The 21,929-nt window shown below is 67.2% G+C and carries 25 protein-coding genes and 1 pseudogene; 10 read left to right on the top strand and 16 right to left on the bottom strand.

The window, feature by feature from the left end; translation table 11 throughout:
* The first annotated feature begins 38 nt into the window (after nt 1-38).
* Nucleotides 39-872 carry a 20S proteasome subunit A/B gene (locus tag ACTHN1_RS18860; RefSeq protein ID WP_440472452.1) on the top strand — a complete coding sequence of 278 codons (834 nt, stop codon included), beginning with the start codon at nt 39-41 and terminating at the stop codon, nt 870-872.
* Nucleotides 873-920: 48 nt separating this feature from the next.
* Here ACTHN1_RS18860 and ACTHN1_RS18855 read toward each other — a convergent pair whose 3' ends face one another.
* Together ACTHN1_RS18855 and ACTHN1_RS18850 are read right to left on the bottom strand one after the other, a co-directional pair.
* Entirely contained in the window at nt 921-1,862 is a 942-nt protein-coding gene (locus ACTHN1_RS18855; RefSeq protein WP_440472451.1) for an alpha-E domain-containing protein, read from the bottom strand.
* Nucleotides 1,862-3,310 carry a circularly permuted type 2 ATP-grasp protein gene (locus ACTHN1_RS18850; RefSeq protein WP_440472517.1) on the bottom strand — a complete coding sequence of 483 codons (1,449 nt, stop codon included), beginning with the start codon at nt 3,308-3,310 and terminating at the stop codon, nt 1,862-1,864. The genes ACTHN1_RS18855 and ACTHN1_RS18850 overlap by 1 nt, the downstream gene beginning before the upstream one ends.
* A 141-nt stretch (nt 3,311-3,451) precedes the next feature.
* Here ACTHN1_RS18850 and ACTHN1_RS18845 point away from each other — a divergent pair, with 141 nt between their 5' ends.
* Nucleotides 3,452-4,192: a pteridine reductase gene (locus ACTHN1_RS18845; protein WP_440472450.1), complete on the top strand. Its 741-nt coding sequence runs from the start codon at nt 3,452-3,454 to the stop codon at nt 4,190-4,192.
* On the opposite strand, the gene ACTHN1_RS18840 is transcribed toward ACTHN1_RS18845, so the two are convergent.
* From ACTHN1_RS18840 to tsaD, 5 genes are all read right to left on the bottom strand, one after another.
* On the bottom strand, nt 4,185-4,574 hold the full coding sequence (locus ACTHN1_RS18840; protein WP_440472449.1) for a 2-amino-4-hydroxy-6-hydroxymethyldihydropteridine diphosphokinase: 390 nt from the start codon (nt 4,572-4,574) through the stop codon (nt 4,185-4,187). The two genes, ACTHN1_RS18845 and ACTHN1_RS18840, sit on opposite strands and share 8 nt — an antisense overlap.
* Complete coding sequence (locus tag ACTHN1_RS18835; RefSeq protein ID WP_440472448.1) at nt 4,571-5,851, bottom strand: mechanosensitive ion channel family protein; 1,281 nt, start codon at nt 5,849-5,851, stop codon at nt 4,571-4,573. Before ACTHN1_RS18835 ends, ACTHN1_RS18840 begins: the two co-directional genes overlap by 4 nt.
* The gene (folB, locus tag ACTHN1_RS18830; protein ID WP_440472447.1) at nt 5,848-6,210 is read right to left on the bottom strand and encodes a dihydroneopterin aldolase; all 363 of its coding nucleotides are present in this window, start codon (nt 6,208-6,210) and stop codon (nt 5,848-5,850) included. Before folB ends, ACTHN1_RS18835 begins: the two co-directional genes overlap by 4 nt.
* 91 nt (nt 6,211-6,301) lie before the next feature.
* A complete protein-coding gene (locus tag ACTHN1_RS18825) occupies nt 6,302-6,673 on the bottom strand; it encodes a hypothetical protein (protein ID WP_440472446.1) in 372 nt (123 codons plus the stop codon).
* Nucleotides 6,674-6,678: 5 nt separating this feature from the next.
* Nucleotides 6,679-7,713, bottom strand: a complete 1,035-nt coding sequence (gene tsaD / locus ACTHN1_RS18820) for a tRNA (adenosine(37)-N6)-threonylcarbamoyltransferase complex transferase subunit TsaD (protein ID WP_440472445.1) — start codon at nt 7,711-7,713, stop codon at nt 6,679-6,681.
* Nucleotides 7,714-7,802: 89 nt separating this feature from the next.
* Between tsaD and rpsU the strand changes: the two genes are divergently transcribed.
* From rpsU to ACTHN1_RS18785, 7 genes are all read left to right on the top strand, one after another.
* On the top strand, nt 7,803-8,018 hold the full coding sequence (gene rpsU / locus ACTHN1_RS18815) for a 30S ribosomal protein S21 (protein ID WP_002808376.1): 216 nt from the start codon (nt 7,803-7,805) through the stop codon (nt 8,016-8,018).
* A gap of 108 nt (nt 8,019-8,126) precedes the next feature.
* A complete protein-coding gene (locus ACTHN1_RS18810; protein ID WP_295378952.1) occupies nt 8,127-8,573 on the top strand; it encodes a GatB/YqeY domain-containing protein in 447 nt (148 codons plus the stop codon).
* Between the two features lie 93 nt (nt 8,574-8,666).
* Nucleotides 8,667-9,161, top strand: a complete 495-nt coding sequence (locus ACTHN1_RS18805) for an N-acetyltransferase family protein (protein ID WP_440472444.1) — start codon at nt 8,667-8,669, stop codon at nt 9,159-9,161.
* A 72-nt stretch (nt 9,162-9,233) separates the two neighbouring features.
* Nucleotides 9,234-10,109, top strand: coding sequence for a YihY/virulence factor BrkB family protein (locus ACTHN1_RS18800; protein ID WP_440472443.1), 876 nt, complete (start codon nt 9,234-9,236; stop codon nt 10,107-10,109).
* Nucleotides 10,110-10,143: 34 nt separating this feature from the next.
* Entirely contained in the window at nt 10,144-11,871 is a 1,728-nt protein-coding gene (dnaG, locus tag ACTHN1_RS18795; protein WP_440472442.1) for a DNA primase, read from the top strand.
* 14 nt (nt 11,872-11,885) lie between these two features.
* A complete protein-coding gene (locus tag ACTHN1_RS18790) occupies nt 11,886-12,392 on the top strand; it encodes a fused DSP-PTPase phosphatase/NAD kinase-like protein (protein ID WP_440472441.1) in 507 nt (168 codons plus the stop codon).
* A 121-nt stretch (nt 12,393-12,513) separates the two neighbouring features.
* On the top strand, nt 12,514-14,505 hold the full coding sequence (locus ACTHN1_RS18785; protein WP_440472440.1) for an alpha/beta fold hydrolase: 1,992 nt from the start codon (nt 12,514-12,516) through the stop codon (nt 14,503-14,505).
* Between the two features lie 84 nt (nt 14,506-14,589).
* Here ACTHN1_RS18785 and cyoE read toward each other — a convergent pair whose 3' ends face one another.
* From cyoE to ACTHN1_RS18765, 4 genes are read right to left on the bottom strand one after another with little or no spacing between them, the layout of a single operon-like run.
* Nucleotides 14,590-15,471 (bottom strand): heme o synthase, encoded by an 882-nt coding sequence (cyoE, locus tag ACTHN1_RS18780; protein ID WP_440472439.1) that lies wholly within the window; start codon nt 15,469-15,471, stop codon nt 14,590-14,592.
* The gene (locus ACTHN1_RS18775) at nt 15,468-16,613 is read right to left on the bottom strand and encodes a COX15/CtaA family protein (RefSeq protein ID WP_440472438.1); all 1,146 of its coding nucleotides are present in this window, start codon (nt 16,611-16,613) and stop codon (nt 15,468-15,470) included. Before ACTHN1_RS18775 ends, cyoE begins: the two co-directional genes overlap by 4 nt.
* A 13-nt stretch (nt 16,614-16,626) precedes the next feature.
* The gene (locus ACTHN1_RS18770) at nt 16,627-17,196 is read right to left on the bottom strand and encodes a hypothetical protein (protein ID WP_440472437.1); all 570 of its coding nucleotides are present in this window, start codon (nt 17,194-17,196) and stop codon (nt 16,627-16,629) included.
* Between the two features lie 26 nt (nt 17,197-17,222).
* Nucleotides 17,223-17,939: an SURF1 family protein gene (locus tag ACTHN1_RS18765; RefSeq protein ID WP_440472516.1), complete on the bottom strand. Its 717-nt coding sequence runs from the start codon at nt 17,937-17,939 to the stop codon at nt 17,223-17,225.
* 77 nt (nt 17,940-18,016) lie between these two features.
* On the opposite strand from ACTHN1_RS18765, the gene ACTHN1_RS18760 reads away from it, so the two are divergent.
* Complete coding sequence (locus ACTHN1_RS18760) at nt 18,017-18,235, top strand: twin transmembrane helix small protein (protein WP_440472436.1); 219 nt, start codon at nt 18,017-18,019, stop codon at nt 18,233-18,235.
* A gap of 160 nt (nt 18,236-18,395) precedes the next feature.
* Here the strand turns inward: ACTHN1_RS18760 and ACTHN1_RS18755 are convergent, their stop codons facing one another.
* The 5 genes and pseudogenes from ACTHN1_RS18755 to ACTHN1_RS18735 form a co-directional block, all read right to left on the bottom strand.
* Complete coding sequence (locus tag ACTHN1_RS18755) at nt 18,396-19,274, bottom strand: cytochrome c oxidase subunit 3 (RefSeq protein ID WP_440472435.1); 879 nt, start codon at nt 19,272-19,274, stop codon at nt 18,396-18,398.
* Between the two features lie 28 nt (nt 19,275-19,302).
* Entirely contained in the window at nt 19,303-19,881 is a 579-nt protein-coding gene (locus tag ACTHN1_RS18750; RefSeq protein WP_440472434.1) for a cytochrome c oxidase assembly protein, read from the bottom strand.
* The gene (locus ACTHN1_RS18745; protein ID WP_287754893.1) at nt 19,878-20,012 is read right to left on the bottom strand and encodes a hypothetical protein; all 135 of its coding nucleotides are present in this window, start codon (nt 20,010-20,012) and stop codon (nt 19,878-19,880) included. The genes ACTHN1_RS18750 and ACTHN1_RS18745 overlap by 4 nt, the downstream gene beginning before the upstream one ends.
* Before the next feature lie 24 nt (nt 20,013-20,036).
* A complete protein-coding gene (gene ctaD / locus ACTHN1_RS18740) occupies nt 20,037-21,677 on the bottom strand; it encodes a cytochrome c oxidase subunit I (RefSeq protein ID WP_440472433.1) in 1,641 nt (546 codons plus the stop codon).
* Nucleotides 21,678-21,711: 34 nt separating this feature from the next.
* A pseudogene (locus ACTHN1_RS18735) lies at nt 21,712-21,929 on the bottom strand (cytochrome c oxidase subunit II); the annotation flags it as partial.

Below are 21,929 nucleotides of genomic sequence, written 5' to 3'. Positions count from 1 at the left end.
CGCCTAGAATCATGGTGCACGGCAACAACGGAACCGCCATGACCTATTGCGTCGGCATCGAGGTGGACGAAGGCCTGGTCTTCGCGTCGGATACGCGCACCAGCGCCTCGTTCGACGATGTGCGCGTGTACCGCAAGATGCACAGCTTCGAATACCCCGGAGAGCGGGTGTTCGTCATCCTGTCGGCGGGCAACCTCGCCACCACCCAGCTGACCATCTCGCGGTTGCAGCGCGACGCCGCCGATGCCTCGGCACCCCGCAGCCTGCGCAGCTTCGCCCACCTGTATGAAGTGGCCGAGTACGTCGGCGACGTGCTCGTGGCCAGCCAGGCCAAGGTCAGTGACGAAGCGCAGCAGAGCGGCGTCAGCGTGCAGGCCACGCTGATCCTGGGCGGCCAGATCGCCGGCGAGCGACCGGGGCTGTACATGATCTATCCGCTCGGCAACTGCATCGCCGCGTCGCCGGAGACCCCCTATCTGCAGATCGGCGAGTCCAAGTACGGCAAACCCATCCTGGACCGCATCCTGCGCCCGCAGACCACGCTGGAGGACGCCGCCCGCTGCGCGCTGGTGTCGCTGGATTCGACCATCCGCTCCAATCTTTCGGTCGGCATGCCGATCGATCTGACGTTGCTGCGCGCGGGCGATCTCAGGCTCACCCAGACGCTCCGGCTGGAAAGCGACACGCCCTTGTATTCGGAAATCCACGAGACCTGGTCGCGCAAGCTGGAGGCGGCGGTGCATGGCCTGCCGCGTTTTCCGTGGGAACCACCGCGCGAGGCCGAGGAACCGGCTTCCGCGGCGCCGGCGATCCCGCCACGGCGCGTGCCCTCGCGGCAGGATCCGGGTGACATGCAGGGCCAGCAGCAGTAACCGCCCCGCCCCGTCGCATCCGCGGAAGCTGGCGCCGCCAACGTCCGCTCAACCGTGAAAGTAGCCTTCGGCGATGGCGTCGTGCAGTCGCCCCAGGTTGACCTGGATCTCGTCCATGAACGCCGCCGGATTGCGTTGCGCCAGCGATACCGGATCGGCGTTGCGGGTCAGTCCGATCACCCGGTTGAGATGGCGATCCACTCCCGGCCGCGAGGGCATGGTCGGCAACACGTTCTGCACGCGCGACAGGCAGAACTGCACGCTGCGCGGAAACTCGCCGTTCTGCAGCAGGAAACGCAGCGCCAGCTCGGCGCTGACCCGTTGCCGCACATGCCGCCGGAACATCTGGTAGGCCGCCAGTGAACGCAGGACGCTCATCCACTGCATGTTGCGGAAGGTCTCGCGATCCTCGTCGTTGCGCGGCGTGACCAGGCCCGAGGCGCCGGCGTCGATGATGCGGGTGGTCATGTCGGCCTGTTCCAGCGCGGTGCCCAGGCGCAGGAACTGGAAGCCGATGTCACGGCTGACGTTGGCGCTGAGCAGGCCGGACACCTTGAGGCAGCCATCGACGATGCGGTTCAGGAAATCGACGCGGTAACGACGGCTCAGGCCACGCTCGCCGGTGGTCTCGATATGCTGGTGCAGATCGTTGATGGCTTCCCAGACTTCCTGCGGCAGGCTGTCGCGGACACTGCGCAGGAGTTCGCGCGCGGCATCCACCGAACTGCGCAGCGACGACGGATTGCGGGATTCCAGCAACAGGAAGCGCACCACGTCCACATCGCCCACGTCGGCCCCGGACTCGGGGAACTGCTGGGCGAAAAACTCGCCGGCCCCCACCGTATCGATCATCGGCCGCCAGGTGAAATGCACCGAACGCGGCAGATCCAGCTGCAGCTGGCTGCCGACGCCCACCAGCCGCGCGGTGTTCTCCGCGCGCCGCACGTAGCGACTGAACCAGTACAGGTTGTCGGCCACGCGCGACAGCATCAGGCCTCCTCCTCCTCGACATCGACGACCCAGGTGTCCTTGGCGCCGCCTCCCTGCGAGGAGTTGACCACCAGTGACCCCTTGGTCATCGCCACCCGGGTCAAGCCGCCGGTGGTGACGTAGATGTCCTGTCGCGACAGCACGAAAGGACGCAGATCCAGGTGCCGGGGCGAGGGTCCCTGCTTGGAGACGATGGGGGCGGTGGACAACGACAGCGTCGGTTGCGCCATGTAGTTCCGTGGATTGGCTTCGATCAACTGCCGGAATTTGTCGCGCTGGCGCTTGGTGGAGCGTGGGCCGATCAGCATGCCGTAGCCGCCGGATTCATTGGCCGGCTTTACCACCAGCTGTTCCAGGTGATCCAGCACGTACCTGCGTTCCTTGGGGTCGTGGCACAGATAGCTGGGCACGTTGGGCAGGATGGGTTCCTGATCCAGGTAGTACTTGATCATCTTCGGCACGTAGGCAAACACCACCTTGTCGTCGGCGACACCGGCGCCGGGGGCGTTCGCCAACGCGACCTTGCCGGCGCGCCAGCTGCGGATCAGGCCGGGAACCCCCAGCACGGAATCCGGATGGAAGACTTCCGGATCAATGAAAAGATCGTCCACCCGCCGATAGACGACGTCGACGCGCTGCGGCCCGTAGACCGTCCGCATGTAGGTGCAGTCATCGTCGGCGACGAACAGATCGCTGCCTTCCACCAGTTCGATGCCCATCGCCTGCGCCAGGTAGGCGTGCTCGAAATAGGCGCTGTTGAACACCCCCGGCGTCAGCAGGACGATGCTGGGCGTGTCGCCCGGCCGCGGCGACAACGCCGCCAGAGTGTCGTACAGCTGCGACGGATATTCGTCGACCGGCAGGATGGCGCTGGTCTCGAACAATTCCGGAAACACGCGCTTGGCGACCATGCGGTTTTCCAGCATGTAGGACACGCCGCTGGGAATGCGCAGGTTGTCTTCCAGCGCATACAGGGTGCCATCGCCGTCACGGACCAGATCGGAACCGCAGATATGCGCCCATACCCCCAGCGGGGGCGAAATACCGACGCAATGCGCCCGGAAATTGACCGAATCCTTCAGCAGCATCGCCGGGAACACCTTGTCGCGGACGATGCGCTGCTCGCCGTAGATGTCGCCGATGAACAGGTTCAGCGCCTGCATGCGCTGCTTCAGGCCGGCTTCGGTGCGCTGCCATTCGCGGCGATCGATGACCCGCGGAATCAGATCGAACGGCAGCGTGCGGTCGACGTTGCGGCCATCGGAATAGACGGTGAAGGTGATGCCCTGGGCGCGGGCGACCACGTCGGCGGCAAGTTGGCGCTGGGCGAGTTCGCGGCTGCCCAGGCCGGAGAGGTAGTCGACCAGGCGGCGCGCGGCGCTGCGCGGGCTGCCGTCAGGCTGGATCAGCTCGTCAAAGGTGGTGGTACGGTACTTGGCCCAGTCCATCCGCTCTTTCCGCGCCGCCACCGGCGACATGCCGATGGGGTTACTGCATTGCAACATGCGCGAAACCCCGCGGGGCGTCAAGCGGCATGCGCCCATCGGGCCGACCGGCGACAATGGGGACTCGTTTCCAGGAGGTTCCGCATGTCCGAGTCGCCCCCCGTCGCCCTCGTCACCGGCAGCGCCAAACGGGTGGGTGCGGCCATCGCGCGCGGCCTGCATGCCGATGGCTACGATCTGGCCCTGCACTACCGCCATTCCGGCGAGGCCATGCAGGCGCTGGCGAGCGAACTGGACGCGGTGCGGCCGGGCAGCGTGCTGACCCTGCACGCGGATCTGGCCGAGTTCGACCGGCTGCCGGAACTGGTCGCGCGCGCGGTCGGCCACTTCGGCCGCCTGGACGCGCTGGTCAACAACGCCTCCGCCTACTACGCCACCCCGATCGGCCAGGCCACGCCGCAGCAGTGGGATGAGCTGTTCGCCTCCAACGCGCGCGCGCCGTTCTTCCTGTCGCAAGCCGCCGCGCCGCATTTGAAAGCCAGCCACGGCGCGATCGTCAGCATCGCCGACATCTACGCCGAACGCCCGCTGGGCGGACACACGATCTACTGCATGGCCAAGGCCGCGCTGGTGATGATGACCAAGTCGCTGGCGCGCGAACTGGGGCCGGAAGTGCGGGTGAACGCGGTGGCGCCGGGCAACGTGCTGTGGTCGGAGAATCCGGTCAAGGCCGAAACGCTGGAACTGGTGCACGCGCGCACCGCGTTGAAGCGGCAGGGCGCACCGGATGACATCGTCTCGGCGGTGCGCTGGCTGCTGGGTGGCAACGGCTACATCACCGGGCAGGTGGTCGCCATCGACGGCGGACGATCGCTGTTCATCTGACCGGCGCGACCTGCGCCGCGAGATCCATGAACAACGGATGTTCGAGCTTGGCCGGGTTTTCCCAGCACAGCGCATCGTCGGCACCGTACTCGCGCGCCAGATCCAGATCGATGGCGCAGGCGGCGTCTTCGGGGCGCCGGCCCAGTCCGGCTTCCAGCGCCTTCAGCCGCGCATTGAACGCGCTTCGTTCCAGCGCGGTTTCCAGCAGCATCGCCTGGTTGGCGTAGCGGTGCGGATCCCCGGCGACCACACTGGCGCCGATCACCACCGGCGACAGCGCCAGGATCCGCCCTTCATCGGCCAACGCGGCGCGCGCGCGCGCCAGTTGCGCCTCGCCGTCGGCGCCGCTGCCCAGGATCAGCAGATAGCGATGCAGGCTCATGCGGGCGGCGATGACCCATCTTCCGCATGCTTCAACGCGGCGCTCGCCATCAGCGCGGCGGTGATGCCGGCATCGGAGGATTCCTGGAATACCCGCAATCCGAACTCCGGCAGGATCGCCAGCAGGTGATCGAAGATGTCCGACTGGATGTTCTCGTACACGCCCCAGCGGATGTCGCGGGTGAAGCAGTAGACCTCCAGTGGCAGGCCGGTGGAACCGGGCTGCTGCTGGCGCACCAGCAGGGTCATGTCCTGGTGGATGCCGGGATGATTGCGCAGGTAGTTCTCGACATAGGCGCGGAACGTCCCCAGGTTGGTCACCCGCCGCGCATTCACCGGATGGATGCCGCGTTCTTCCAGATCGGTGTTCCAGGCGGAGATTTCCCGGCCCTTTTCGTTGAGATAGCGATCCAGCACGGTGAAGCCGTGCATGCGCCGCAGTTCCTCGTCGGTGAGGAAGCGCACGCTGTGCTGATCCAGGTACAGCGAGCGCTTGATCCGGCGGCCACCGGCCTCGCTCATGCCGCGCCAGTTCTTGAACGAGTCGTTGATCAGCTTCTTGGTCGGGATGTTGGTGATGGTCTTGTCCCAGTTCTGCACCTTCACCGTGTGCAGGGCGATGTCGATCACGTCGCCATCGGCGTTGAGCTGCGGCATCTCGATCCAGTCGCCCACCCGCACCATGTCGTTGGAACTGATCTGCAGGCTAGCGACCAGCGACAGGATGGTGTCCTGGAACACCAGGATCAGCACCGCCATCATCGCGCCTAGCCCGGACAGCAGGATCAGCGGCGAGCGATCGATCAGGGTCGCCACCATCAGCACCCCCGCGATCGTGAACACCACGATCTTCAGCAGCTGCAGGTAGCCCTTGATCGGCTTGTTGTGCGCGTCGGCGCGGCGCTGGTAGATCTGGTTGACCAGATCCATCGCGCCGGAGAACGCCAGCGCCAGGGTCAGGATGATGAAGGCGGTGCAGACGTTGCGGACGATGGTGACCACGTGTTCCGGCAGATCCGGCACCGCCACCACGCCGGCCGACAGCACGATCGCCGGGATGACATTGGCCAGCCGCGGAATCACCCGCAACCGCACTTCGTGCGGTTCGCCGCCCAGCGGCAGCGAGTTGAGCATGCGGCGCAGTCCGCGCAGCAATACCCGCTTGGTCACCCAGTTGGCCAGCCAGGCCGCCAGCAGCAGCGCGCACACCACCAGCGTGGTGTAGGCCCAGGGGTAGGGTTCCAGCCAGGCGCGCAGTTGTTCCAGGCGCTGGTTCATGCCGGATCCGCCGTGCCGCGCTCGATGATCACGCCCACTCCGGCGGCATTGGCGACCGCGCCGGGCTTGGTCAGGCGCAGGCGCAGCCAGGCCACGCCGAACTCTTCGATCAGCAATGCAGCGCAACGCTCGGCCAGGGTTTCGACCAGACCGAATCCGGAGGCCTGCACGAACGCGGTGAGGCGGCGGCTGATCGCGTCGTAGTCGAGCGTGTCGGCGACGTCGTCGCTGGCGGCGGGCTTGCGGTTGTCGAACGCCATTTCCAGGTCCAGGCGCAGATCCTGGCGGATGTGACGCTCCCAATCATAGACGCCGATCACCGCATCCACCTGCAATCCTTCGATGAAGACTTTGTCCATTGCGGAAAGAATCGGAAACAGGGAATGGCCTATGTTACCCGTCCACGCCGGAACCGAGCCTGTGCGGCGCCCGGTGCGTGCGCCGCGTCCGTCATCCGCGCGGAAAAATCCCGTCGCGATAGGCGTTCCAGAGCCCTTCCACGAAAGGAATGCTCACGCCCGCTTCGGCCGCCTTGGCCATCAATCCGAAATCATCGGATGCATGGCCCGCCACGTCGGGGCTGCCGGTCAGTGAAAGCACGCGCTTGAACACCGTCTCCCTGAGCGCGCGGATCACATCGCTTTCCGTTGCATTGTGCGCGTCCAGGCTGGCGTGGCTGGCACGCCAGGCCGCATCGAAGGTTCCGCTGTCCCTGGCGTCCAGGGCGGCGTCCCAATCGGTGTCCCGCGCGAAGATTCCTTCGAGAAATCCCTGGCTATCCACCCTTGAAAGGATTTCGCCGGACGTCCGGAGCGGGTCCATCGGTCTTACCGCGCCACCGGCGACAACGTCGCCATGTCCCAGCGCGGCGTCACCTTCACTTCGGCGCTCTCGTGCTGCCCGGCTTCCAGCCGCAACGCGCCGGCGAAGGCGATCATCGCGCCGTTGTCGGTGCACAGATCCAGCCGCGGGAAGCACACGCGGCCGCCGCGCCGGCGCGCCGCCATCTCCTGCAGGCGCGCGCGCAGGCGCTTGTTGGCGCCCACGCCGCCGGCCACGATCAGGGTGTCGCAGCCGGCCGCGTCCAGCGCGCGTTCGCACTTGATGGCCAGCGTCTCGACCACCGCGTCCTCGAACCCGCGCGCGATGTCGGCCTTGGTCTGCGGCTGCTGATCGCTGTCGCGCCAGGCCAGCAGCACCTGGGTCTTGAGGCCGGAGAAGCTGAAATCCAGGCCGGGCCGGTCGGTCATCGGCCGGGCGAACCTGAACCGGCCGGGCGTGCCGGACTCGGCCAGCCGGGCCAGCTGCGGGCCGCCCGGATACGGCAGTCCCATCAGCTTGGCGGTCTTGTCGAAGGCTTCGCCGGCGGCGTCGTCCAGGGTCTCGCCCAGCAGCCGGTAGCTGCCGATGGCGTCCACCGCCACCAGCTGGGTATGTCCCCCCGACACCAGCAGGGCCACGAACGGCGGCTCCGGCGGGTCATGCTCGATGAGCGGGGCCAGCAGGTGGCCTTCCATGTGATGGACCGCCACCGCCGGCACATCCAGCGCCCAGGCCAGCGATCGGGCCACCCCGGCGCCCACCAGCAGCGCCCCCACCAGGCCGGGCCCGGCGGTATAGGCGACGCCGTCCAGATCGCGGGTGTCCAGGCCGGCCTCGGCCAGGGTCTGGCGGATCAGCGGCAGCAGCTTGCGGACGTGGTCGCGGCTGGCCAGCTCCGGCACCACCCCGCCGTATTCGGCGTGGAGCGCAATCTGGCTGTAGACCGCATGGGCCAGCAGGCCGTCGGCGCCGGTCCGGGCGGTGTCGTAGACCGCCACGCCGGTCTCGTCGCAGCTGGTTTCGATGCCAAGAACCTTCATGGGCGCTATGTTGCACTTTTCCGCCCGCCATCGCTATAATGCGCGGCTCACCCGGTCTGCCCGGGTCGTTTCCATCACCGAGATTACGTATGCCCAGCGTCAAAGTCCGCGAAAACGAGCCGTTTGAGTTTGCGCTCCGTCGCTTCAAGCGCACCTGCGAAAAGGCCGGCGTGCTGGCTGAAACCCGCAAGCGCGAGTTCTACGAGAAGCCGACCCAGGAACGCAAGCGCAAGGCCGCTGCTGCGGTGAAGCGCCAGCTGCGTCGCTCTTCGCGCGACGTGACCAAGCGCCAGCGCCTGTACTGAGCGACGGCGTTTCGCCAGAAGCCGGCACGCGCGAGCGTGGCCGGCTTTTTGCGTTTCTGGAATCCGCATCCCCTTTTTCCTGCCGCTGGCAGGCTCCGGAGAACACCCATGCCCCTGAAGCAACAGCTCACCGATGACATGAAGGCCGCCATGAAGGGCGGCGACAAGGACACCCTGGGCGTCATCCGCCTGGTCAACGCCGCGATCAAGCAGCGTGAAGTGGACGAGCGCGTCGAACTGGACGACGCCGCGGTGCTCGCCGTGCTGGAGAAGATGGTCAAGCAGCGCAAGGACTCGGTGAACCAATACGAGGCCGCCGGCCGCGAGGACCTGGCCGCGGTCGAGCGCGCCGAGATCCTCGTCATCGAGCGCTACCTGCCGGCCAAGCTGGGCGAAGCCGAAATCCTGGCCGCCATCGACGCCGCCATCGCCGAGACCGGCGCCAGCGGCCCGGCCGACATGGGCAAGCTGATGGGCGTGCTGAAGCCGCGCCTGGCCGGCCAGGCCGACATGGGCCAGGTCTCGGCGCTGGTGAAGAAGAAGTTCGCGGGCTGAGCCCGCCTTCCCTGTCGATGACGGGCGCGGCGCCCGCTGGCGCCGCCCCGCCATCCTCGTCCCCGTCGTTTCTACCTGCGAGCCCGCGCCACGATGTCCCGGACCCCCACCCTGCGCGCGGCCGTCCGCGAAGACGTGCCGCATATCCTCGCCTTCATCCGCGAACTGGCCGAATACGAGCGGCTGGCGCATGAAGCGGTCGCCACCGAGGCCCAGCTCGCCGAACACCTGTTCGGCCCGCGTCCGGCCGCGGAAGTGGTGATCGCCGAGGTCGACGGCGAGCCGGCCGGCTTCGCCCTGTTCTTCACCAGTTTCTCCACCTTCGTCGGCCTGCCCGGGCTGTATCTGGAGGATCTGTTCGTGCGCCCGCGTTTCCGCGGTTTGGGCGTGGGCAAGCGGCTGATGATCGATCTCGCGCGGCGGGCGGTGGAACGCGGCTACGGGCGGTTCGAATGGTCGGTGCTGGACTGGAACGAACCCGCCATCCGCTTCTACCGCAGCCTCGGCGCGCTCGGCCAGGACGAATGGACCGTGCAGCGGGTCACCGGCGAAGCATTGCGGCGACTGGCCGCCGCGCCCATCGACTGACAGGCCCGTCCTCACGGCGCGACGACAGGCGCCTGCGATGCTGGCCCCGTGTCTGGACGGATGCGGAATCCGATGCGGGGCGTTCGCGACAAGCTGCTGGGCCTGCTGAAGCGCCTGCATGCCAGCCTGCCGGCCGCGCTGGCGCGGCGCTTCATCGAAGTCGACGTGATGGCACAGGCGGCGGCGCTGGCCTTCTATGCATTGCTGTCGCTGGCGCCGCTGCTAGTGTTGCTGCTATGGCTCACCACCGCACTCTATCCCAGCGCCCAGGAAGCCCTGCTGCGCCAGATCGGCGATCTGGCCGGCCATGAAGCCCGGACCATCGCCGCCACGGTGTTGCGCAACGCCCGCAATCGCCCCAGCGTGGGCTCGCTGGCGGGCGGCTGGAGCACCGCGCTGCTGTTCATCGGCGCCACCGCCGTGTTCGGCCAGTTGCAGCAGGCCCTGAACCTGATTTTCCGCACCGACGCCCAACGTCTGGAAAGCCCGTGGGCATGGCTGCGCAAGCGGATCTTCTCGTTCGGGGTGGTGCTGGCGCTGGGCTTCCTGCTGCTGGTGTCGATGACCTTGAACACGGTGCTGCAGGTGGCGTTCGCCCGGCTGCCTTCGCTGCTGCCCACGCTGGGCAACGCCGCATCGCTGATGCTCTACGTGTTCGCCTTCGCCCTGCTCTACCACTACCTGCCGGATCGGCGGGTGGCCTGGCGAAGGGCTTTCCTGGGCGCAGCGCTGACGGCGGTCCTGTTCATCGCCGGTCGCTGGGCCATCGGCGTTTACATCGCGCAGGCGGCGCCGGGCAGCGCGTACGGGTCGATGGGCACGCTGGTCATCCTGCTGGTCTGGATGTACTACGCCACGGTGGTGTTCCTGGTCGGCGCCCTGCTGACCGCGCTGATCGACGAACGGCTGGCCGCCCGCCGGGACAAGACGCTCCGCGGGGTTTCCTGACGCCGTCTGCGGGGCGTGGAATACTACGCAGTCCATGGCCCGCATCCCCGACGCCTTCATCGACGAACTGCTCGCCCGGACGGATATCGTCGAGGTGATCAGCACGCGCGTGCCGCTGAAGCGGCAAGGCAAGGAGTACTCGGCCTGCTGCCCGTTCCATGACGAGCGCTCGCCCTCGTTCACGGTCTCGCCGACCAAGCAGTTCTACCACTGCTTCGGCTGCGGCGCGCACGGCACCGCACTGTCGTTCCTGATGAACTACGACCGCCTGGAGTTCCTCGACGCGGTCGAGGAACTGGCCCGGCGCAACGGCATGGAAGTGCCGCGCGAGACCCAGCAGCGCAACCAGAGCAACGACACCCGCGATCTGTTCGGCGCGCTGGAAGCGGCCGCGCGCTTCTTCCAGCGCCAGTTGGAAGGCAGCGAGAAAGCACGCGCCTACCTGGACGGGCGCGGCGTGGACGCGGCCACCCGCGCGCAGTTCGCCATCGGCTACGCACCGGACGGCTTCTCCGCGCTGAAGGACGCGCTGGGCACCGACGAACGCCGGATGAAACTGCTGGATCGCGCCGGCCTGTTCTCCAAGAACGATCGCGGGCACACCTACGACAAGTTCCGGGATCGGGTGATGTTCCCGATCTACGACCGGCGTGGCCGGGTGATCGCCTTCGGCGGCCGCGTGCTGCAGAAGGACGATGGCCCCAAATACCTCAACTCGCCGGAGACCGCGCTGTTCCACAAGGGCCGCGAACTCTACGGCCTGTGGCAGGTGCGCCAGGCCAACCAGAAGATCGCGCGGCTGATCGTGGTCGAGGGCTACATGGACGTGGTCTCGCTGTTCCAGTTCGGGGTCAAGGAAGCCGTCGCCACGCTCGGCACCGCGACCACGCCGGACCATGCCGAACTGCTGTTCCGCAACGCGCCGGACGTGTATTTCTGTTTCGACGGCGACGCCGCCGGACAACGCGCCGCCTGGCGCGCCCTGGAATCGGTGCTGCCGCGCATGAAGGACGGCCGCCAGGCGTTCTTCCTGTTCCTGCCCGACGGCGAGGATCCGGACACCATCGTGCGCCAGGAAGGCGCCGCCGCGTTTGACGCGCGCCTGCAGCAGGCGATGCCGCTGTCGGAATTCTTCTTCCAGGAACTGGGCAAGGACATCCGCCTGTCCACGCTGGACGGCAAGGCGCGCCTGGCCGAGCGCGCGCGTCCGCTGCTGGCGCAGATTCCGGATGGTGCATTCGGCGATCTGATGCGCCAGCGGCTGGGCGAGATCACCGGCGTCGGCGCCGCGTCGGCCCCGCCGGCGCCGCCCCTCCGGACCGCGGCCACCCCGCAACGTTCCACCGGCGGCCACAAGCCCAGCCTGATCCGCAGCGCGATCGTGCGCCTGCTGCACAAGCCGGCGCTGGCATTGGCGCTGGAGCCGCCACATGCCTTCGCCGGCCTGCGCCAGCCCGGCATCGAGCTGCTGCTGGAACTGCTGGACATCGTGCACGCGCGCCCGGACATCACAACCGGGGCGCTGCTGGAACATTTCGCCGAGCGCGAGGAACTGGTCGCCTTGCAGAAACTGGCGATGCAGGATCTGCCCGGCGACGACGCCACCTGGCATGCCGAACTGCTGGACGCCGCGCACCAGATGGAAAAACAGCTGTTGCAGCAACGTATCGACGAACTTCAGGTGAAACAGCGCAACATCGGCCTGGACGAAGCCGACAAGTACGAATTGCGCGCCCTGCTGCAGGCGCGCGTAGCCCGCTGAACGAGGAGACTCCCATGAAACGTGGATCCCGTCGCACCCTCGCATCGTTCCGTCATCTGCTCGCCGGCGCGCTGTTGCTGCTGGCGCTGCAGGTCCAGGCCGGCGATTTCACCCAGCCGCGCCCGGGCCTGCATACCGGTGGCCAGCCCACCGCCGAACAACTCGCCGATTTCTCGAAACAAGGCGTGCGCACCGTCATCGATCTGCGCGCGCCCGGCGAGGACCGGGGCTTCGATGAAGCCGCCGTGATCCAACAGCAGGGCATGCGCTACGAGCGCCTGCCGATCGCCGGCGCCGACGATCTCACCGCCGCCAATGCCGCCGCGCTGAAGAAGCTGCTGCAGGACGGTGGCGACAACGTGCTGCTGCATTGCGCTTCCGGCAACCGGGTCGGCGCGTTGCTGGCGCTGATGGCGAAACAGGAAGAAGGCGCCAGCGACGAAAAAGCACTGGAACTCGGTCGCCAGGCCGGCCTGAAATCGCTCGCGCCGGTGGTCGAACAGAAGCTGCGGACGCCATGATCGCGCGGAACGGCCGGGCCATCGCCCGGCCGTTCCCTGCTCGCGGGCTTCCCGGCGACACTGGCCGCAGGCGCCGGAACATGGGTAACCTCGGGTCTTTCACCCGGGGAGTAACCTTCGCATGACCCATCATCCTGGCCGAAGCCTGCCGCTGGTGCTGGCCCTGCTGGCGCTGCCGGCGCTGGCCCAGACCGCGGCCACGCCCGCGCAGGCGCCGGCGCGCGAACAGATCGGCAACCGCACCACCGAGTACGTGCCGGCGATTCCCGCCGAACTGGGCGAGCGCCTCAACCGCTACCAGAACACCCGCGGCGCCGGCTTCGCCGGCTGGACCCGCGAAGGCTGCGTGCTGATCGCCACCCGCTTCGCCGAGACCAACCAGGCGCATCGCGTCTGCCAGCCGATGGGCATGCGCGAACAGCTGACCTTCTATCCCGAGCCCATCAACAGTCTTGGCGCGGCGCCGGCGAAGTCCGGGCGCGATGGCTTCGTATTCGGCAAGGATGTGGGCGGCAACGAGTTCTGGCAGCTGTACTGGTTCGACCTGGCCACCCGCGAAACCAGCCTGCTCACCGACGGCAAGGCGCGCAACCAGGGCCCGCTGTTCTCGCACGACGGCAAGCAGCTGGCGTGGAGCAGCACCGCCCGCAACGGCAAGGACACCGACGTGTGGGTGATGGATCTCGCCACCCGCAAGGCGCGCACGGTGGTCACCGAGGGCGGCCAGTGGGGCGCGATGGATTTCTCGCCGGACGGCAAGACCCTGCTGGTCAGCCAGTACGTTTCGGTCAACGAATCGCATCCGGGCAAGGTGGATCTGGCCAGCGGCAAGCTGACCCGCTTCCCGGTGGAAGGCGGCAAGGCGTCGGTCGGCGGCTTCCGCTACGCGGGCGACGGCCAGAGCGTGTTCTACGTCAGCGACGAGAACCTGGAAAGCAAGCCGCAGGAGTTCCGCACCCTGCGCTACCACAATCCCGCCACCGGCGAGTTCAAGGTGGTCAGCGCGGACATTCCCTGGGACGTGGATCAGCTGGAGGTCTCCGACGATGGCCGCCACGTCGCCTACGTCAGCAACGAGGACGGCATCGATCGCCTGCACGTGTTCGCCTGGCCGTCGTTCAAGCCGGTCGCGCTGCCCGAGCTGCCGATCGGCATCGTCGGCGGCATGGGCTTTTCGCCGGATGGCGGCAAGCTGGCGCTGAGCCTCAACACCGCCACGTCGCCCAGCGACATCTACGTGATCGATCTGGCCGGCGCGACGCTGTCGCGCTGGACCCGCAGCGAAGTCGGCGGGCTGGACGCGGCCGGCTTCGTCGCGCCCACGCTGGTGCGCTATCCGACCTTCGATCAGGTCGACGGCAAGCCGCGCACGATACCCGCGTTCTTCTACAAGCCGGCCAAACCCGCGAAGAACGGCCGCTATCCGGTGCTGATCAACATCCATGGCGGCCCGGAAGGGCAGTCGCTGCCCACCTTCAACGCCGGCATCCAGTACCTGGTCAACGAAATGGGCATCGCCGTGCTGGTGCCCAACGTGCGCGGTTCGACCGGCTACGGCAAGACCTACGTGCAGCTGGACAACGGCTTCAAGCGCGAGGATTCGGTCAAGGACATCGGCGCGCTGCTCGACTGGATCGGCCAGCAGCCGGAACTGGATGCCAAGCGCGTCGGCGTCTACGGGGGCAGCTATGGCGGCTACATGGTGCTGGCCTCGCTGATGCATTACAGCGACCGCATCCGCGCCGGCATCGACGTGGTCGGCATCTCCCACTTCGGCACCTTCCTCAAGAACACCGAGAGCTACCGTCGCGATCTGCGCCGCGCCGAGTATGGCGACGAACGGGATCCGGCGATGGCCGAGCACTTCGAGAAGATCTCGCCGCTCAACCATGCCAACCGGATCACCTCACCGCTGTTCGTCGCCCAGGGCCGCAATGATCCGCGCGTGCCCTACACCGAGGCCGAGCAGATCGTGAAGGCGGTGCGCGGCAATGGCCAGCCGGTGTGGTACCTGGAGTTCTCCGACGAGGGCCACGGCTTCCAGAAGAAATCCAACAGCGACTACTTCAGTGCCGCCTCGATGCTGTTCTGGCAGCGTCACCTGCTGGAGTGATCCCGTCGCGCGCGCCACGGTACGATGAAACGGAAAGGCCCGCTCGCGCGGGCCTTTCTTCATCGCCGGGGAGACGCATCGCGATTACAGCCAGTGATCGACCAGCAGGAACGCGAACAGCGCCATCAGGTAGACGATGGAATAGTTGAACATCCGCATGGCGAAGAACTCGTCCGGCGGATCCAGCAGGCGCCAGGCGTACCACAGGAACACCAGGCCCAGCACCAGCGCGCCGCCCAGGTAGAACAGGCCGCTCATGCCGAACACCACCGGCAGCACGGTCACCTCCACCAGCAGCACCGTGTAGAACAGGATCTGCCAGCGCGTGTAGGTGACGCCATGGGTGACCGGCAGCATCGGCACCAACGCGCGCGCATAGTCCTCGCGGCGGAAGATGGCCAGCGCCCAGAAATGCGGCGGCGTCCACACGAAGATGATCAGCACCAGCAACAGCGCGTGGGCCCAGTCCCATTCGCCGCGCATGCCGGTCATGGTCGCCCACCCCAGCAGCGGCGGCGCGGCACCGGCGACACCGCCGATGACGATGTTCTGCGGCGTCGCCCGCTTGAGGAAGACGGTGTAGATCACCGCGTAACCGATCAGCGAGGCGAAGGTCAGGATCGCGGTGATGACGTTGACCCACAGCACCAGGATTGCCATCGACAGCGCCGCCAGGCACAGCGCGAACACCAGCGCCTGCCACGGCTTGACCTGCCCCACCACCAGCGGGCGCCAGGAGGTGCGCGCCATCTTGGCGTCGATGCGGGTGTCGAGCAGCTGGTTGATCGCCGCCGCGCTGGAGGCGGCCAGCCAGATCCCGAGGAAGCCCAGCGCGCCCAGGCGCAACTGCGCCAGGTCGGGCAGTCCGTCGATGGCCAGGAACATGCCGACGATCGCGGTGAACACGATCAGCGCGACCACGCGCGGCTTGGTCAGATCCCAGTATTGGCGCAGTGCAATCGTCATTCGGGCTTGCGCAGGCGCGCGATCAGCGAAACCAGGGTGAACAGCAGCAGCACCGCGCCAAGGTTGTGCGCCACCGCCACGTGCAGCGGCAGGTTCAATTTGACGTTGAGGATGCCCAGGGTGAACTGACCGGCGATCAGCACCACCAGCAGCGTGGCCCAGCCGCGCATGCCCGGCGTGCGGAACAGGCGCATGCCCAGGCCCAGCACGTACAGCGCCACGATGACCGCCATGATCCGATGGGTCATCTGGATCGCGATGCGCGACGCGCCGTCGAGCACGCCGCCTTCATAGTCCACGCCGATGCCGCGCCAGAGCACGAAGCCTTCGCTGAAATCGGCCGGCGGCCACCAGCGTCCCACGCACTTGGGGAAATCCAGCCCGCAGGCCACCGCCGCATAGTTCGCGCTGACCCAACCGCCCAGCGCGATCTGGATGCCCAGCAGGATCAGGCCGCCGATCACCCACCGTCGCAGCGACCGCGCGTCGCCCAGCGTGATCGGCTGATCGGTCGCGCGCCAGGCCATCCAGACCAGCAGCGAGAACGTGGTCAGGCCGCCCAGCAGATGCCCCATCACCACGATCGGCTTGAGCAGCCAGGTCACCGTCCACATGCCCAGCAGCGCCTGGAAGATGATCACCGCCAGGGTCAGCGCGCTGACCCGCGCCAGATCCAGGTTGGACCAACGCAGCGCGGCGAACAGCAGGATGCCCTCGCCGATGATCGCGAGCACCGACGCGGCGACGTGTTCGCCATGCATGTACAGCGGGATCGCGGTGGCGACGAATGCCGACGCCAGCAGGATGGTGGCGATGCCGAAGCGGCGCCGGCGCGCGGCCAGCAGCGAGAGGATCAACACCAGCATGCCCAGGGTCGCGGCGATGTGCCGGTGCACCTGTTCACGCCAGGCCTTGTGGGTCTCGAACGGGCGGATCGCGCTGGCGGCGTGATCCACCACCTCATGCGTGCTCTGCGGCCAGGTGGCGCGACCGTAGCAGGTCGGCCAGTCCGGGCAGCTCAGGCCGGCGTTGGACAGGCGCACGAAGGCGCCGAACACGATGACGCACAGGGCCAGGCCAACGGCCAGCCAGGCGATGCGATGGAAATGGCGATACAGCACGGGCCGGGCGACGGCATTCATCTCGGACGCACCCTCAAATCAGTTTCAGCAGCTTCGCGACGTCCTTGTACAGTCCGCCGGCATCGAAGCCGGGCGGATAGCGCAGGATCACGAAACCATGGGGATCGATGACGTAGACGGGCACGCCCTTCGGATCCTGCAGGCGCGGCAAGGCTGCGAGCAGTTCCGGCGTGGCCTGCAACTGGCGGCGCGCCTCGGTCGCCGGCGCGCCCGCCGGCAGTGGGCCGATCCAGAGAATCTCCACCTTGTCGGCGTTGTGTCCGAACAGGCGCCAGACCTTGTCCAGATCCCGGGCCAGCTTCAGGCACCCGGCCGCGCAATCGGCCGGCGGCGCCACCACGATCCGCCAGATCCGCTCGCCCGGCTGCCAGGCATACGGCTGGCCATCGGCGAGGCGGGGCACGATCTGGCGGGCGTCGGAAGGCGGCTGCAGCATTTCGCCATGGTTCTTGTGGCCGGCCGGCTGCCAGCCGGCGAAGCGCAGCACGCCGGCGCCGAACACGGTGCCGAAGAACAGGGCGAACAGCGCGACCAGCATCCAGCGTCCGCGGGCACGGCCGGCATCAGGGGGCATCGAAGTCATCCGGCTATTTTCTCATGCGCGGCGGCTCAGTGCGCCTGCCGCGGGCGCCGGCCGCGGCGGCTCACCACCAGCGCGGTGATCAGCACCGCCAGCGCGAGCCCGAACCACTGTACGGCGTAGCCGAGGTGGCGTTCCGGCGGCAGGGTATTGGGCAGGATGTCGAGATCGCGCGCATAGCCCAGCGGCAGCGCCGGATCCGGACGGAACACGCGCGGCGCCAGCGCCGGCAGCTTCAGATCCCGCGCCAGCGCAGGCACGTCCAGGCCGGTCACCAGATAATCGCCGCCGGGCTGGACCGTGATCACCGCCTTGACCAGGCCCTCCGACGGCGGTGGCGCGATCAGGCCGCTCAGCGCCTGCTCGCCATCGGGCACGGCAATCGCCGGCAGGCGACGGTCGCCCGGCAGCGGCAACCAGCCCAGTTCCACCAGCAGCGGCGGCGCGCCATCGGCCTGGAACACCCGATAGGCGCGGATGCCCGCGCGTCCGTCATGGTTCTGGTTGTCCAGCAGCACCGCCGGGCCGGGCAGGAAATGGCCATGGCCCGAGGCCCAGGCATACCCGCTCCGCAGCTCCGGCCGGGCGGCCTGCGCGAGCGGAACCGGACGGCGCTCGGTCAGGATCTTCTGCGAAGCGGCCAGCATGGCTTCCTTCTGCTTGGCCCGCCCCAGTTGCCAGGTACCCAGGCCGCAGAACAGCGCGATCACGATCAGGGCCAGCGCCCAACCCGCCACCAGTGGCATCCGGCGCTGGCTCACGCGTGTTTCCCCTTCGGCTGCAATAATGTGTTCATGCCCGCTGCGCGCCCTTCGAGGCTCCCATGAATGATTCGCTGAAGACCCTGCTGATTATCGCGTTCCTGATCCTGATCATCTGGAACCTCGGCGCCGGCCTGTATTACCTGCTCGTGGACAAAGGCCAGAGCAAACGCACCGTCAACGCCCTGACCCGCCGCATCGGCCTGTCGGTGGCGCTCATCCTGCTCGTCATCCTCGCCATCTACATGGGTTGGATCAAGCCGCACGGGATTGGGGCGTAGGCGCGTTCCGCGCCGAAATCCGGGAACGGGGATCCGGGACGCCAGCACACCCTGAAATCCGGGTTCGCTGAAACGAAAACAAAAAGGCGACGGGCTGGCCGTCGCCTTTTCTGCATCGGGGAAAGGGAACGTGTCCCCAACCCCAGTCTCCATCCCGTCCTTACAGCACGTACACGAACAGGAACAGGCCCAGCCACACCACGTCGACGAAGTGCCAGTACCAGGCCACGGCTTCGAACGCGAAATGGTCGTCCTTGGTGAAGTGGCCACGCGCGCAGCGCAGCCAGATGATTGCCAGCATGATCGTGCCCAGGGTCACGTGGGCGCCGTGGAAGCCGGTCAGCATGAAGAAGGTGGAGCCGTAGATGCCCGAACCCAGGGTCAGGTTCAGTTCCTTGTAGGCGTGGATGTACTCCTCCGCCTGGAAGAACAGGAAGGTGCAGCCCAGCAGGACGGTCAGCCCCAGGAACACCAGCAGCTGCTTGCGGTGGCCCGCCTTCAGCGTGTGATGGGCGATGGTGATGGTCACGCCCGAGGTCAGCAGGATCAGGGTGTTGATCAGCGGCAGGCCCCAGGCCGAGATGGTCTGGAACTGGCCACCGACCTGGCCGGGGCCGGCGGTCGGCCAGGCCGCGGAGAAACCATCCCACAGCAGCGCGTTGGTCATCACGCCGTCGCCTTCGCCGCCCAGCCACGGCAGCGCGAACTGGCGGGCGTAGAACAGCGCGCCGAAGAACGCGGCGAAGAACATCACTTCGGAGAAGATGAACCAGACCATGCCCATGCGGAAGGACACGTCGACCTGCTTGTTGTAGTTGCCGCTGACCGACTCCCGGATCACGTCGCCGAACCACATGAACAGGGTCGCGCACAGCAGGAACACGCCGGTGAAGAAGGTCCACTTGCCCCAGGCCGCGTCGTTGAGCCAGCTGGCCACGCCGAACATGGTGACGAACATGGCGATGGAGCCCACGAACGGCCACTTGCTGCTGTGTGGCACGAAGTAGATGTTGGCGTCTGGCGAATGAGCTTGTGCCATGGCGTGTCTTCCGGTTCCTAAGGCTCGATCAGGGTGCCGCGTGCGGCGAATTGGAGGCATTGCCCGCGCCCAGTTGCGCGGTCAGGGCATCGTTCTTGTAGAAGGTATACGACAGGGTGATGGTCTTCACGTCGCCCGGCAGGTTGGGATCGACGATGAAGCGCACCGGCATGTCGCGCACTTCACCGGCCTGGAGGGTCTGGGCGGTGAAGCAGAAGCATTCGGTCTTGGTGAAATAGCCCGAGGCGCGCGCCGGGGCCACCGACGGCACCGCGCTGCCGACGATCGGCCGCTGGCCGTCGTTGCGCGCGAAATACTTGGCCTCGTACAGCTCGCCCGGCACCACCTGCATGGTCAGCTGTTCGGGATGGAACGCCCACGGCAGCTTGGAGTTCACGCCACCGTCGAACTGCACGGTGACGGTGCGCTTGGCGTTGGGCGCCGCGACCTGCGCCTGCTGGCCCGGGCCCTTCTCCAGACGCACGCCGAACACCTTCTCGCAGGCGATCCGGTACAGCGGCACCAGCGAGAACGTCAGCACGAACACGCCCAGCGCCACGCCCACCAGCTTGAGCAGGCCCGCCGAATTGGACGCCTTGCCGCTCATGCGCTGAGCACCGCGCGCAGGATGAACAGCACGAAGATGGCGAAGGCCAGGCCACCCACGATCCACGCGGTGCGCAGCACCGCCTTGCGGCGGCGCGCGGCTTCTTCCGGCGAGAGCATCGGAGCGTTCATGGACTCAGCCACCCGTCACCCGGCTCAGTGGGTCACGTCGCCGTGCGCCAGGTCGCCATCCTTGATGACCGGCGGGGTGCTGAAGGTGTGGTGCGGCGCCGGCGAAGGCACGGTCCACTCCAGGCCCTTGGCGTTTTCCCAGGCGCGCGCGTCGGCCTTGGCGCCGTTGCGCAGCGAGCTCCACAGGATGGCGGCCATCATGAAGGGCGTCAGGAACATGCCGAAGGCACCGATCGAGCTGACCAGGTTCCAGTCCGCGAACACCGGGTTGTAGTCCGGGATGCGGCGCGGCATGCCGGCCAGGCCCAGGAAGTGCTGCGGGAAGAACAGCAGGTTGACGAAGATCACCGTCCACCAGAAGTGGAACTTGCCGGCGGTCTCGTTGTACATGCGGCCGGTCCACTTCGGCCACCAGTAGTAGGTGGCGGCGATGATGGAGAACAGCGCGCCGGTCACCAGCACGTAGTGGAAGTGCGCCACCACGAAATAGGTGTCGTGGTACTGGAAGTCCGCCGGCACGATGGCCAGCATCAGGCCGGAGAAGCCACCGATGGTGAACAGGATGACGAAGCCCACCGCCCACAGCATCGGCGTTTCGAAGGTCAGCGCGCCGCGCCACATGGTCGTCACCCAGTTGAAGACCTTCACCCCGGTCGGGATGGAGATCAGCATGGTGGCGAACATGAAGTAGACCTCGCCGCCCAGCGGCATGCCCACCACGAACATGTGGTGCGCCCACACGATGAACGACAGGAAGGCGATCGCGGCGGTCGCGTACACCATCGCCTGGTAGCCGAACAGCGGCTTGCGGCTGAAGGTCGGGATGATCTCCGACACGATCCCGAACGCCGGCAGGATCATGATGTAGACCTCGGGGTGCCCGAAGAACCAGAAGATGTGCTGGTACATCACCGGGTCGCCGCCGCCGGCCGCGTTGAAGAAGCTGGTGCCGAAGAACTTGTCGGTCAGCAGCATGGTCACCGCGCCCGCCAGCACCGGCATCACCGCGAGCAGCAGGAACGCGGTGATCAGCCAGGACCACGAGAACAGCGGCATCTTCATCAGGTCCATGCCCGGTGCGCGCATGTTGAGCACGGTCGCGATCACGTTGATCGCGCCCATGATCGAGCTGATGCCCATCATGTGCACGGCGAAGATGGTCATCGCGACGTTGGCGCCGCCCTGCAGCATCAGCGGCGGGTACATGGTCCAGCCGCCGGCCGGCGCGCCGCCCGGCATGAAGAAGGTGGACAGCAGCAGCAGGAAGGCGAACGGCAGGATCCAGAACGACCAGTTGTTCATGCGCGGCAGCGCCATGTCCGGCGCGCCCACCTGCAGCGGGATCATCCAGTTCGCCAGGCCGACGAACGCCGGCATGATCGCGCCGAAGATCATCACCAGTGCGTGCACCGTCGTGAACTGGTTGAAGGTCTCGGGCTTGAAGAACTGCAGGCCCGGCACCGCCAGCTCGGCACGGATGAACACCGACAGCAGCGCCCCGATGATCACCATCAGGAAGCTGAAGAGCAGGTACAGCGTGCCGATGTCCTTGTGGTTCGTCGAGAAGAACCAGCGGTCGACGAAACCCGGCTTGTGGTCGTGCGCGTCGTGGCCGGCGGCGGCGTGGCCGTGGCTGTCGGCGGTGCCTTCGTAATGCGTGGACATGGGCTTACCTCGGGAAATTCTGTTCGGTGGCGGCTCAGGGAGCCGCGGCGACGGCGACGGCGGGCGCGGGGGCGGCGGCAGCCTTCTGCTGCGCCAGCCACTGCTTGAATTCTTCCTTCGTGACCGCCTTCACGACGATCGGCATGAAGCCGTGGTCCTTGCCGCACAGCTCCGCGCACTGGCCGCGGTAGATGCCCGGCTTGGCGATGTCGGTCCAGGCCTCGTTGACGATGCCGGGGATGGCGTCCTGCT

This window comes from Pseudoxanthomonas sp. (assembly GCF_051953815.1).
GTDB lineage: Bacteria > Pseudomonadota > Gammaproteobacteria > Xanthomonadales > Xanthomonadaceae > Pseudoxanthomonas_A.
This window is presented reverse-complemented; position numbering and strand designations above follow the sequence as displayed.